This is a genomic window from Gymnodinialimonas sp. JB5-7 (assembly GCF_055693405.1).
Map to the genome: position 1 here is coordinate 174,290 of NZ_JBVFUX010000012.1, position 11,603 is coordinate 185,892.

The 11,603-nt window shown below is 61.0% G+C and carries 10 protein-coding genes and 1 pseudogene; 2 read left to right on the top strand and 9 right to left on the bottom strand.

What is annotated here, in order from left to right; all coding sequences use genetic code 11:
• Positions 1-27 precede the first annotated feature (27 nt).
• Positions 28-3,363: pseudogene (carB, locus tag ACZ1HK_RS08505) on the top strand (carbamoyl-phosphate synthase large subunit).
• A gap of 1,089 nt (positions 3,364-4,452) precedes the next feature.
• Here the strand turns inward: carB and ACZ1HK_RS08510 are convergent.
• The gene (locus ACZ1HK_RS08510) at positions 4,453-4,575 is read right to left on the bottom strand and encodes a hypothetical protein (protein ID WP_472628346.1); all 123 of its coding nucleotides are present in this window, start codon (positions 4,573-4,575) and stop codon (positions 4,453-4,455) included.
• 160 nt (positions 4,576-4,735) lie between these two features.
• Between ACZ1HK_RS08510 and ACZ1HK_RS08515 the strand changes: the two genes are divergently transcribed.
• On the top strand, positions 4,736-6,025 hold the full coding sequence (locus tag ACZ1HK_RS08515; RefSeq protein ID WP_472628347.1) for a trypsin-like serine peptidase: 1,290 nt from the start codon (positions 4,736-4,738) through the stop codon (positions 6,023-6,025).
• Between the two features lie 97 nt (positions 6,026-6,122).
• On the opposite strand, the gene ACZ1HK_RS08520 is transcribed toward ACZ1HK_RS08515, so the two are convergent.
• The 8 genes from ACZ1HK_RS08520 to ACZ1HK_RS08555 form a co-directional block, all read right to left on the bottom strand.
• Positions 6,123-6,506 (bottom strand): hypothetical protein, encoded by a 384-nt coding sequence (locus tag ACZ1HK_RS08520; RefSeq protein WP_472628348.1) that lies wholly within the window; start codon positions 6,504-6,506, stop codon positions 6,123-6,125.
• A 33-nt stretch (positions 6,507-6,539) separates the two neighbouring features.
• Complete coding sequence (locus tag ACZ1HK_RS08525; protein ID WP_472628349.1) at positions 6,540-6,704, bottom strand: hypothetical protein; 165 nt, start codon at positions 6,702-6,704, stop codon at positions 6,540-6,542.
• Positions 6,705-7,122: 418 nt separating this feature from the next.
• Positions 7,123-7,290 (bottom strand): hypothetical protein, encoded by a 168-nt coding sequence (locus tag ACZ1HK_RS08530; protein WP_472628350.1) that lies wholly within the window; start codon positions 7,288-7,290, stop codon positions 7,123-7,125.
• Between the two features lie 156 nt (positions 7,291-7,446).
• Positions 7,447-8,805 carry a proline--tRNA ligase gene (proS, locus tag ACZ1HK_RS08535; RefSeq protein WP_472628351.1) on the bottom strand — a complete coding sequence of 453 codons (1,359 nt, stop codon included), beginning with the start codon at positions 8,803-8,805 and terminating at the stop codon, positions 7,447-7,449.
• A 68-nt stretch (positions 8,806-8,873) separates the two neighbouring features.
• Positions 8,874-9,062 carry a hypothetical protein gene (locus ACZ1HK_RS08540; protein ID WP_472628352.1) on the bottom strand — a complete coding sequence of 63 codons (189 nt, stop codon included), beginning with the start codon at positions 9,060-9,062 and terminating at the stop codon, positions 8,874-8,876.
• Positions 9,062-9,274, bottom strand: coding sequence for a hypothetical protein (locus ACZ1HK_RS08545; RefSeq protein WP_472628353.1), 213 nt, complete (start codon positions 9,272-9,274; stop codon positions 9,062-9,064). Before ACZ1HK_RS08545 ends, ACZ1HK_RS08540 begins: the two co-directional genes overlap by 1 nt.
• Positions 9,275-9,475: 201 nt before the next feature.
• Positions 9,476-9,670 carry a hypothetical protein gene (locus ACZ1HK_RS08550; protein ID WP_472628354.1) on the bottom strand — a complete coding sequence of 65 codons (195 nt, stop codon included), beginning with the start codon at positions 9,668-9,670 and terminating at the stop codon, positions 9,476-9,478.
• A gap of 381 nt (positions 9,671-10,051) precedes the next feature.
• Complete coding sequence (locus ACZ1HK_RS08555; RefSeq protein WP_472628355.1) at positions 10,052-11,593, bottom strand: Ppx/GppA family phosphatase; 1,542 nt, start codon at positions 11,591-11,593, stop codon at positions 10,052-10,054.
• Between the last annotated feature and the right edge of the window lie 10 nt (positions 11,594-11,603).

Sequence of the window (11,603 nt, forward strand, 5' to 3'; positions counted from 1 at the left end):
ATCCGGGTCATACCGTCGGGGGACACCATGCCGAAAAGAACCGATATCAACTCCATCATGATCATCGGCGCAGGCCCCATCGTCATCGGGCAGGCCTGCGAATTCGACTATTCCGGCGCCCAGGCCTGTAAAGCGCTGCGCGAAGAGGGCTACCGCGTCATCCTCGTCAACTCGAACCCCGCCACGATCATGACGGACCCCGAGCTTGCCGACGCCACCTATATCGAGCCGATCACGCCCGAAACCGTCGCCAAGATCATCGAGAAAGAACGCCCCGATGCCCTGCTGCCGACCATGGGCGGGCAGACCGGCCTGAACACCTCCCTCGCGCTCGAAGAAATGGGCGTCCTCGACAAATTCGGCGTTGAGATGATCGGTGCCAAGCGCCCCGCCATCGAAATGGCCGAAGACCGCAAGCTGTTCCGCGAGGCAATGGATCGTCTGGGCATCGAAAACCCCAAGGCCGAGATCGTCACTGCCCCCATGGTGGACGGCAAGAAGGACCTTGATGCAGGCGTCGCCATCGCGCTGGAAACGCTCGAATTCGTGGGCCTGCCCGCCATCATCCGCCCCGCCTATACCCTTGGCGGCACCGGTGGCGGCGTGGCCTACAACCGCGACGATTACATGGCCATCTGTCGCTCCGGCATGGATGCCAGCCCCGTGGGCCAGATCCTCGTCGATGAAAGCCTTCTGGGATGGAAGGAATACGAGATGGAGGTCGTGCGCGACAAAGCCGACAACGCCATCATCGTCTGCTCCATCGAAAACGTCGATCCAATGGGCGTGCATACGGGCGACTCGATCACGGTTGCCCCAGCGCTGACGCTCACGGATAAAGAATACCAGATCATGCGCACGCACTCGATCAACGTGCTGCGCGAAATCGGCGTCGAAACGGGTGGCTCAAACGTGCAATGGGCCGTGAACCCCGAAGATGGCCGCATGGTCGTGATCGAGATGAACCCGCGCGTCTCCCGCTCCTCCGCGCTCGCCTCCAAGGCCACGGGCTTTCCCATCGCCAAGATCGCCGCGAAACTCGCCGTGGGCTACACGCTGGACGAGCTCGACAACGACATCACCAAGGTCACGCCCGCCTCGTTCGAACCCACAATCGACTATGTCGTCACCAAGATCCCGCGTTTTGCCTTCGAGAAATTCCCCGGCTCCGAGCCGAACCTGACCACCGCCATGAAATCCGTCGGCGAGGCCATGGCCATCGGCCGTTCCTTCCACGAATCCATGCAAAAGGCGCTGGCGTCGATGGAAACCGGCCTGACCGGCTTTGATGAAATCGAGATCGAAGGCCATCGGCACCGACCCCGCCGCGATCACCAAGGCGCTTTCCCAGCAAACCCCCGACCGCCTCCGCGTCATCGCGCAGGCCATGCGTGAGGGACTTTCCGACGACGACATCCAGCACGTCACATCCTTCGATCCCTGGTTCCTCGCCCGCATCCGCGAGATCATCGAGGAAGAGGCGCGCATCCGCGACGCGGGCCTTCTCGCCACGCCCGAAGATTTCCGCCGCGTGAAGATGATGGGCTTCACCGATGCCCGCCTCGCCACGCTCACTGGCATCCCCGAGGCCGAGATCCGCAATGCCCGCCACGGCGCTGGCGTCATCGCCCAGTTTAAGCGGATCGACACCTGTGCCGCCGAATTCGAGGCGCAGACGCCCTACATGTATTCCACCTACGAGGCGCCCGCGATGGGGGAGGCCGAGTGCGAAGCCCGCCCGTCGGACCGCAAGAAGGTCGTCATCCTCGGCGGCGGCCCCAACCGCATCGGCCAAGGGCATCGAGTTCGATTATTGCTGCTGCCACGCCTGCTTTGCGCTTTCCGATGCGGGCTACGAGACCATCATGGTCAACTGCAACCCCGAGACCGTCTCCACCGACTACGACACCTCTGACCGCCTCTATTTCGAACCGCTGACGCTCGAGCACACCCTCGAAATCCTCCGCGTTGAACAAGACAACGGCACCCTCCACGGCGTCATCGTCCAGTTCGGCGGCCAGACCCCGCTGAAGCTCGCCAATGCGCTGGAGGCCGCAGGCATACCCGATCCTCGGCACCACGCCCGACGCCATCGACCTCGCCGAAGACCGCGAACGGTTCCAGCAGCTCGTCCAGAAACTCGACCTCAAGCAGCCCGAAAACGCCATCGCCACAACCGACGAGCAGGCGAAGGAGGCCGCCGAACAACTCGGCTACCCGCTCGTCATTCGCCCCTCCTACGTCCTTGGCGGCCGCGCCATGGAAATCGTCCGCGACACCGCGCAGCTTGATCGCTATATCCGCGACGCCGTGGTCGTCTCGGGCGACAGCCCCGTCCTGCTCGACAGCTACCTCGACGGCGCCACCGAAGTGGACGTCGACGCGCTGTGCGATGGCACGGATGTCCACGTCGCGGGCATCATGCAGCATATCGAAGAGGCCGGCGTGCATTCCGGCGACAGCGCCTGCTCCCTGCCGCCCCACACGCTAAGCGTCGAGGTTCAGGACGAAATCATCCGCCAGACCAAGGCGCTCGCCAAGGCGCTCAACGTCGTGGGCCTGATGAACATCCAGTTCGCCGTCAAAGGCGACGAGATCTACCTGATCGAAGTCAACCCCCGCGCCTCCCGCACCGTGCCCTTCGTCGCCAAGGCCACGGACTCGGCCATCGCAAGCATCGCCGCCCGCCTCATGGCCGGTGAGAAACTGGCCGACTTCCCCACCCACGCGCCCCATGTCGACGTGGACGAAGACACCCCCATCGAGATCGGCGACCCCATGTCGCTCGCCGACTTCCGCACGCCCTGGTACTCGGTCAAGGAAGCGGTCCTCCCCTTCGCCCGCTTCCCCGGAGTCGACACGCTTCTGGGGCCGGAAATGCGGAGCACCGGCGAAGTCATGGGCTGGGACCGCACCTTCCCCCGCGCCTTCCTGAAAGCCCAACTCGGCGCAGGCGTGGAACTGCCGCAAGAGGGCACCGCGTTCCTCTCGATCAAGGAAGCCGACAAAACGCCCGACCTGATCGAGGCCGCCCAGATGCTGAAAGACCTCGGCTTCACCATCCTCGCCACCCGCGGCACCGCCGCGTTCCTCAGCGACCACGGCATCCCGTCCGAGGTCGTGAACAAACACTACGAGGGCGGCCGCACGATCGTCGACATCATGAAAGACGGCGGCGTGCAGCTTGGTGATGAACACAACAGAGGGCGCGCAAGCGGTCGAGGACTCACGGTCCATGCGCGGCGGTCACGCTGATGGACAAGATCCCGTATTATACGACGCTCGCAGGCAGCTCATGCAGCGGCGCAGGCGATGGTGTCAGCGAAAGAGGGTGAGACCGTGGTGCGGGCGTTGCAGGGGTGAAGTCTGCTACGTTACGCTTTGCCATGGTAGCAGTCCAAGCTGAGAACGAGCCTCATACCAGCGGCAAAACTCAGCGAGGAAACGTCAACGCAAAACCACCCAACGAAAAGACTGTTTCGAAGTGCATGTTTTGGCCGCGTGTTTTGCGACTTGAGAACCGAACACGAAGTTACTTCCGCCGCCGAAAAATGTTCTAACCTTGGATAGGCTGCTTTCACTGAAAACGTAATGTGACGATCATAATCGCTGCTAATGGCCACACGAAGCGGCGCGCGCTTTCGCGCCGCTCAACCGGTCGTTGCAATCGCCTGTTCGTACCGTGAGATTTCATACTCTATCAGAAGGCCAAGGGCCTCGCTCGCTACTTGCTTCCCTTGCGGCTTCAAGAATTGAACTATCGCCAACGTTGGAGTCAATCGAGTTAACAGAACTATTGCATCATGAACGATAATGGAAGAGCGGGAAACAAAAGAACCACGAGAAACCGGAGCCAGTGAAGGTTCTCTAAGAAAACTAGACTGCTCGTGCGACATTTTCTGCGATGTAGTCTTTGAGATCTGAGAAAAACACAAAGGCAGTGCTCCCTTTCTTCGACCTTCGACGGCTAAAATCCACTCCGTCTTCTCCAAGAAAAACTGAAAATTCTACCTCGCTGTTCCCTTCTTTTGGAGACGCAATTTCGATGGATTTTATCTCGTTAGGTTTCGCGTTATCCCCTAAGCCTCCCAATAACCATTCGATACATCTGTGGTTTCATAAACGACTCCTCCTCCCAAGGTTACTTTGAGAATAGCGCTCGGATCGTTTCGCCATTTCGTGTCTGTTCGGCTTTTGCCACCACCCTGCGCAACCTCTCTTCGTTCAAAACCGAAGCCTCGGTCAATTTTCGTGTTTGATCTTTGCTGACATCTCTTTCGCCAGCTTTCTACTAATGCTCGCTCACTGAGATCCAGTTAAAGCAGAATGCTTTCCTCGCGCAATGAGAAGACTCGGGTCATTGGCACGGAAAGTAGTAGGTGTCGACCGCTGCTTCGTTTTCGGGATGGCCCAGTCTCAAATTATTGGTTTAACAAAATGAAATCGCCCCCGTCACTCACACACCAACTCCGCAACCTCCAGCGTGTCCGGATCGATCACCTGCGTGCACTGATCCCCTTCCCCCACACATCCGACCACCAAAACCACAACAACAGCCAAACCCAAACGAACCATTTATAAACCCTCAACAAAATCCACCTCCACCCTCTCCATCCCCTCACCCAAAATCAACTCCGCGTCATCAAATCCCGTTTATTCCCCGCATTTCCTTACCTTGCGCCACCCCTCGCCAGCGGCCACCTTTAACGCATCAGCCACAACCAAAGGCACCAATATGCGCATTCTTGCAGCCACCGCTTTGACGCTTCTCGCCGCTCCGGCCCTCGCCGACGCCCACAAACCGGGCGAAGACGGCGCCAGCACCGGCGCGCCCACCTTCGGCGAAGTCTCCCTCGTCACCAACTTCCAGCCCGACCCGCATGAAGTGCAAGTCGAGGCCGGTGGCCCGCATATCGGCACCTATACCGACCAACGCACCGGCAACCGTTGCCAAGGCCACTTCTCGGGCGATCCGAACTTCCGCCTGAACTTCACCTCCGGTGATCTCGGCTTCCCGCTGCAATTCTTCGCAACCTCCGGCGCCGATACCGTCCTGCTCGTGCAGACACCCGACGGCACCTACCATTGCAACGACGATTTCGCGGGCCTGAACCCCCGCATCCGCTTCGACACGCCCACCACCGGCGCCTACAACATCTATGTCGGCACCTATTCCCCCGTCTCCGGCGCGCTTCCCGTGGCCGACCTCGCCATCACGGAATATGAAAATTACGGGCCCTCCTTCGACCGCGCCTTCTTCGGCAATGACGACCGCATCGTGATGGATGCCGCCGAAGCGCCCTGGAACATGATCGGCTTCCTCGACCTCTCAGACGCCTCCTGCACCGCCGTGTTGATCGGGCCTGCCACAATCATGACCTCCGCCCATTGCCTGGCCGAAAACGGGCGCATTGTCTCGCAACCGGTCGAATTCCTCGCCGGGTTCCAGAACGGCAACCACGTCGCGCGTGCAGGCATCACGGGCTACCACGTCGCCCAAGGCTACCTGAATGGGGAGCAGGAGGGGACGGACTACGCCTTCCTGTACCTCGACGAACCATTGGGCGAGCAACTGGGCTGGATGGATGTAGGCGTTCTGACGCCTGAGGAAATCTCCGCCCTCCAAGCCGGTGGCGGCCCCGACATCCTGCAAGCGGGCTACTCCTACGACCAGCAAGGCACGCTGACCGGCAATCTCGATTGCCCGTTCATCGAAGTGGCCCCGCAAAACGTCCTCGTCCACCAGTGTGACACGCTGCAGGGCGACAGCGGCTCACCGCTCTTCATCCAGGACGGCGACCGCTACCGGATCATCGGCGTGGAAAGCCGCACCGACCCCCGCCCGAACGAGGAATATGACCGCAACGTCGCCATGTATGTCGACTACGTGGTGCGGGAACTCGCAACGATTCGGCCAGGGCGGTGCCCCGGCAGCAACCCCGCAGCCGATCAAGTAAAAGGAAAGCGCCGCCCAATCGAAACGGGCGGCGCTTTCACGTTACGCCATCAGGTGCATGTGCCGTAGCGACGACCGTAGATATCAACCCAGTAGCCGCATCCGTCACGGATCGGTATGGAGCCGTAGAAGGTGTCTGTGCTCAACCCAAACCGTCAGAAAGCCCTCAGCATTCCGCGAAGCCGCGCCCATAGATATCGTAGACCACGCCACAGCCGCGCGGCGCAGAACGGTAGTCCTGCAAGCCATAGATCTCGGCCTGGGTTAGGAGGGACGACAGCTCATCAAACGAGCCGATGATAACCACCACACCCTCCTGTCCGCCGACGTTGACAGCATCGGGGTTGGTGCGCCCGAACCCGGGCAACCCATCCGGATAGGGGGTAGATGCGGCGGTGCCGATCCCGGTTGCGCCGGTCGAGCCGCCGCCCCCGGTCAGGAACGGCCCAGGCCCCACCGCCTCACGCGGGGCGGTGCCAAGGACCGGCCCAAGAGTCCCGGCCCGCGCCCACCGGCAATGGATCAACGCAGGCCGCAAGAGCCAGCACACTCAACGCAACTGCATATCGCATAATCCGGGCCGTCACTCGCACGGCGCGAAGTTGCCCGAGGCATCAACGCACGGAATGTCCGCATTTAGAGCCGGATCGCCGCCCGAATGAACCGGCGGTGCAGGGTCCGGCGCAACCGGCTGCAAGACGCAGGCCGAGGCGAGCAACAGCCCGGCAATCAATAGAGTCTTCTTCATGTCACTTATCCCAGTTGGTTCTTGTCGTTTCGTTTGCTTTATCGCCGAACCAGCACATCGCGTGGTGCCGCGCGCCGGTCAAAGACCTGTTCTACGACCGCACATGAAAACGCTGCGCCGAAGGTGGCAAACCCACCCCCTTAAACGATTGTTTCGAATGAAAAATCCCCTACTCGACGGCACAACAGTAAGCGCCGGCCGTTGTGGGTCCACAGAAAACAAGCCAGCCAGGGTCAAATCGTCTCGCATGCACGTTTTTCGGGCACGGGAACGCGGCCCAACGCCGCCAGAACGCGCTGGGGCCGCGATAAATGACATGCTCCCGCGCTCAGATCAGCCATACACCCGCACCCGTTATGGCGATCCGAGAGTGTTTTTCAGCATGGAGATTGCCGACCAGCCAAACCTTCGCTGGCGGTCAGCGACAGATCACCTGCTGATACTGATCGTAGTAGCAATGCGCAGGCAGATCGTAGATGTCCGGCTCTGCCGGGCCGCCATAGCCACCGCCGCCATAGGGCGCAGTGGGCGCATAAACGCAGGCGCTTGCGGCCAGAAGACCTGCAACCAAAATCAGTTTCTTCATGGAAATCTCTCCTTTTCAATGACTTGAGGCTAGCCCCGGCACTCCCCTGGTCCAGCATTATGTGCCGCCCCTTCGAAAAACGGGCAGAGCACCCACAGTAAACCAAAACACAACTTTGGTGGGTGTTTGAGGGATACATCGCCGGCAAAACCGGCTCTAAATTCCCGCATTCACCGGTCTGTGGGGCGCATAAATCTCCGCCACACGGGCCACGGCGGCCTCAGGAGACATCTCTTCGCTTTCGCCTGTTTTCCGGCTCGTCAGCTCCACGACACCGTTCTTCAAGCCGCGCGGACCCACGGTGATCCGCCACGGAAGGCCGATCAGATCCATGGTCGCGAACTTGCCGCCCGCACGCTCGTTCCGGTCGTCGTAGAGCGGCTCAAGCCCTTCGGCTTCCAGCGCCGCATACAGGCTCTCGCAAGCCGCATCAGCCTCCGCATCGCCTTGCTTCAGATTCACGATCCCGCAATGGAACGGCGTCACGCCTTCGGGCCAGATGATGCCATTGTCGTCGTGGCTGGCCTCGATAATCGCCCCCAGCAGACGGCTCACCCCGATCCCGTGCGATCCCATATGAAGCGGCACCCGCTCGCCCGCCTCATTCTGCACCATGGCCCCGAAGGATTCCGAGTATTTGGTGCCGAAATAGAAGATCTGGCCAACCTCGATCCCCCGCGCAACTCGTTTGCGTTCCTCGGGAATTTCGTTGAACAGGGCTTCGTCATGGGTCTCATCCGTGCGTGCGTAACGCCCGGTGAATTCATCCATGATCGCCTGGCAGGCGGCCTTGTCGTCATAGTCGATCTCGCGATCGCCAAAGGTCAAATCGGTGACTTCGCTGTCGTAGAAGACCTCGCTCTCACCCGTATCCGCCAGCACCAGGAATTCGTGCGTGTCATCGCCGCCAATCGGCCCGCTATCGGCACGCATCGGGATCGCCTGCAGGCCCATCCGCTCATAGGTGCGCAGGTAGCTGACGAGGTGGCGATTATAGGCATGCAACGCCTCTTCCTTCGACACATCGAAATTGTACCCGTCCTTCATCAGGAACTCGCGCCCCCGCATCACGCCGAAGCGCGGGCGCACCTCGTCCCGGAATTTCCACTGGATGTGATACAGCGTCAGCGGCAGCGCCTTGTAGGACGTCACGTAGTTGGCCACGATCTCGGTGATCATCTCCTCATTCGTCGGACCATAGAGCATGTCACGGTCATGCCGGTCCCGGATGCGCAGCATCTCAGGCCCATAGGCATCGTAACGTCCTGATTTCTTCCACAAATCCGCGCTTTGCAGGGTGGGCATCAGCATCGGGATATGGCCCGCGCGGATCTGCTCTTCGTGCACGATCCGCTCGATATTGCGCAGCACCTTGTAGCCCAGGGGAAGCCACGAATAGATGCCTGCACTTTGCTGCTTGATCATGCCCGCGCGCAGCATCAGCCGGTGGCTGACAATCTGCGCCTCGGCAGGCGTTTCCTTGAGAACGGGGAGGAAGTAGCGGCTAAGGCGCATATTGGCGGAACCCTTGGAAATATTGGTCCGCCAAGCTCTACGCGAAAGGAAAATGGCTCACAAGCGGCTCAGACGTTCGGGTCGCCACCGGCCATTGTGCCAAACCCATCCGGGCGCGGCGTGGGCGCAGGCCGGTCGATCGACCCGAACCCACCGGTTGGCGTTTGCAGGACCCCGGCCGCAGCGGGCCTAACCGCAAGCGAAAGGGCTGCGACGCCCATGGCGAGGGTCAGAGATGCAAGGATCACGCGCGACATCAGACCGTCCCTCCGGTGCAGGACCCGGGCACAAGCCCGGCGATCCAGGGTGCAAGGCAAAACGAGGGCCGATCTATCGTGCCCAACCCACCCGTTGGCGTCTCCAACACACCAGCCTCAGCCATCGGCGTGTTGAGAAGCAGCAGCGCCATGACCGCGCACAGAATGGCCAAAAAACCAAGGGCGGAGAAGGTGATACGTTCAAAGGTCATGGCATGCTCCATCAGACGTTCGGATCGCCGCCACTGGTTGTTCCAAACCCATCCGGTCGCGGCGCAGGTGCGGGGCGGTCAATCACGCCTCATCCGCCCGAGGATGTCCCAAACACACCAGCTTCCGCCATTGTCACGGCGCCAAGGCACAGGATCAGGCCAATCGTGGCGGCAAGGTGAAGGCGTCCGGGGGTGGTCATCTTACTGAGCCTCAAACAGGCCCGGCACGTCATCCATCGTGTCAGGCGCGAAATTCGCCTCGACACTCGGGGCAGGCAGGAAAACGGGGACGCTCGGCTCATTGGCCTGGGCTGCACGAATTCCGAAGAACAGGGCAATGCCAGAGGCGAGGATCAAAACGATAAGCGTAACGGACAAAATATTCATGGTAGACATTGGGGCAGCTCCTTCTCTCCTGCATCCAACTTACGCCCAAGCGCCCCTGCGCGGTATGGGGGCTTTCCCTACCATTTGCGCAGTCACACGAAAAAAAGCGGCCCCAAAATGGGGCCGCAGGAAAAGGGAACAAAGGGAACGGTGCGGCGGTACAAGGGACAAAACCCGCCGCACCTTCAGGGACATATCGCGTCAGATCACCCCGGCCGAGACGGGGGCAGATAGCATGACCGTAAACATCACAAGGATCAGCAAAACAGCAGAGCAGGCGATGGTATTCAGGGCAGTCATGGCAAGTCTCCTACGAAGTCATCCTTCGCGATGACCCATAGCTAGGGCATCGCGTGCGATCACTCTATTGAGGGAATCCCTACCACCCGCTTAACGCAGGCCCTTCACAATCGGCTCCACTTCAAGCGCTTGCGCCAGCGCCTTGAACCGCGCCTCCGACACCTCGCCAAACAGGCTTCGCCCCTCGTCCGAGGTCAGCGTCAGGATCAACTCGCGCCGCTTGGGGCGCAGGCGCAGCTTGCCGTGATCGACCGGGTTCTCCAACGCGAACATTGCCCCGAACCGCATGGCACGGCCCAGGATCTCAGCCTCGCGCACCTTCTTCTCTGACAACAACTCCAACAGGTTCGCATCAAAGCCCGTGCCTGCCCTGTTTGATTTGTAACGATGCAGCAGCGCCAGCCCCAGATAGACCCGCTCCCCATGGGTCAGCCCGCCAAGGTTCGCGCGCGTGGCGTTGTCAAAGCAGACCTCCGCCCGGTAATCGGGATGCGCGCGCCAGCTGACATCATGCAGCAGACAGGCCGCGCGGATCAGGCGCTTCTTGTCGGGCCGCGCGCCGGGAAAAAGCGGCTCGATAAACCGGTAAAGCGCCCGACCGAACCCGCGCTGCCGGGCGGAAGACGCCTCCGCATGGCGCGCCGCTTCAATCAGTGGATCACGCTGGCGCAGCGCATCGGACATCTGATCGTACAGCAGCCCTTCGCGGATCCCGTAGCTGGAAATCGCGACCTCCTTGGGCTTCAGCTGCCGCACCAATTCCTTCAGCACCAGCGCCGCCAAGGGCACCAACCGCATCCGTTCCACCGAATTGCCGGTCTGCGCCCTAAGCGCCTCCACGTCCGTGGCGCCGATATGCCTGATCGTGTTCATGATCGCCTTGGGCGTCATGCGGTATTCGTGAAGAACCTTCAGCGGATAGTCGCGCCGGATCATGTCGACCCGCGCAATCGCCCGCCACGAGCCACCGACAAGGAACAACCGCTTGGGCTTTTCGGGAAACCCGTCGATCAGCTCTGCAATCCGTTCCCGGATATGGGCGCGGATCGCCTTCTTGCCGCCCTTGATTCCCATCAGCTTGAGCGGCCCGAGGTTCGAGGTGCGCCGCTCCCCCACGACGCCGTCGCCTTTCAACACCGCCAATTCCATGGAGGACCCGCCAATATCGCAGATTAACCCCTGCGCACCGGGCCAGCCCAGAAGCACGCCCTGTGCCGAAAGCCGCGCCTCTTCCTCGCCATCAAGGATCTGGATCTCCAGCCCCGTATCCCGCAACACGTCGGCGCGAAACTCCGGCCCATCCTCTGCATCGCGCACTGCTGCCGTGGCCACCGTCAGCATCGGATGCACCTTCATCGACCGCGCCAAAGCGGCAAAGCGCTTGAGCGCTGCAAGGGCCCGCACCCGGCCTTCCGCATTCAAGCGGCCCGTTTCGGCAAAACCGGCGCCCAAACCACAAAGGATTTTCTCGTTGAAATAGTAGGCGGGCGAGCGCGCCGCGCCATCAAACACCACAAACCGGACGGAGTTAGAGCCGATATCAATCACCCCCACCCGTGCAAGCGACCGCGCTTCGGGGCCATCGAACAAGGGCACTCCGAAAGGACCCCAATCGGGGTGGCCGTCCTCCATGGTCTTGCTC

Coding starts and splice junctions, on each gene's coding strand:
- ACZ1HK_RS08510 (WP_472628346.1), bottom strand. CDS start 4,575: ATGGTTCGTTTGGGTTTGGCTGTTGTTGTGGTTTTGGTGGTCGGATGT.
- ACZ1HK_RS08515 (WP_472628347.1), top strand. CDS start 4,736: ATGCGCATTCTTGCAGCCACCGCTTTGACGCTTCTCGCCGCTCCGGCC.
- ACZ1HK_RS08525 (WP_472628349.1), bottom strand. CDS start 6,704: ATGAAGAAGACTCTATTGATTGCCGGGCTGTTGCTCGCCTCGGCCTGC.
- ACZ1HK_RS08530 (WP_472628350.1), bottom strand. CDS start 7,290: ATGAAGAAACTGATTTTGGTTGCAGGTCTTCTGGCCGCAAGCGCCTGC.
- proS (WP_472628351.1), bottom strand. CDS start 8,805: ATGCGCCTTAGCCGCTACTTCCTCCCCGTTCTCAAGGAAACGCCTGCC.
- ACZ1HK_RS08540 (WP_472628352.1), bottom strand. CDS start 9,062: ATGTCGCGCGTGATCCTTGCATCTCTGACCCTCGCCATGGGCGTCGCA.
- ACZ1HK_RS08545 (WP_472628353.1), bottom strand. CDS start 9,274: ATGACCTTTGAACGTATCACCTTCTCCGCCCTTGGTTTTTTGGCCATT.
- ACZ1HK_RS08550 (WP_472628354.1), bottom strand. CDS start 9,670: ATGTCTACCATGAATATTTTGTCCGTTACGCTTATCGTTTTGATCCTC.
- ACZ1HK_RS08555 (WP_472628355.1), bottom strand. CDS start 11,593: ATGGAGGACGGCCACCCCGATTGGGGTCCTTTCGGAGTGCCCTTGTTC.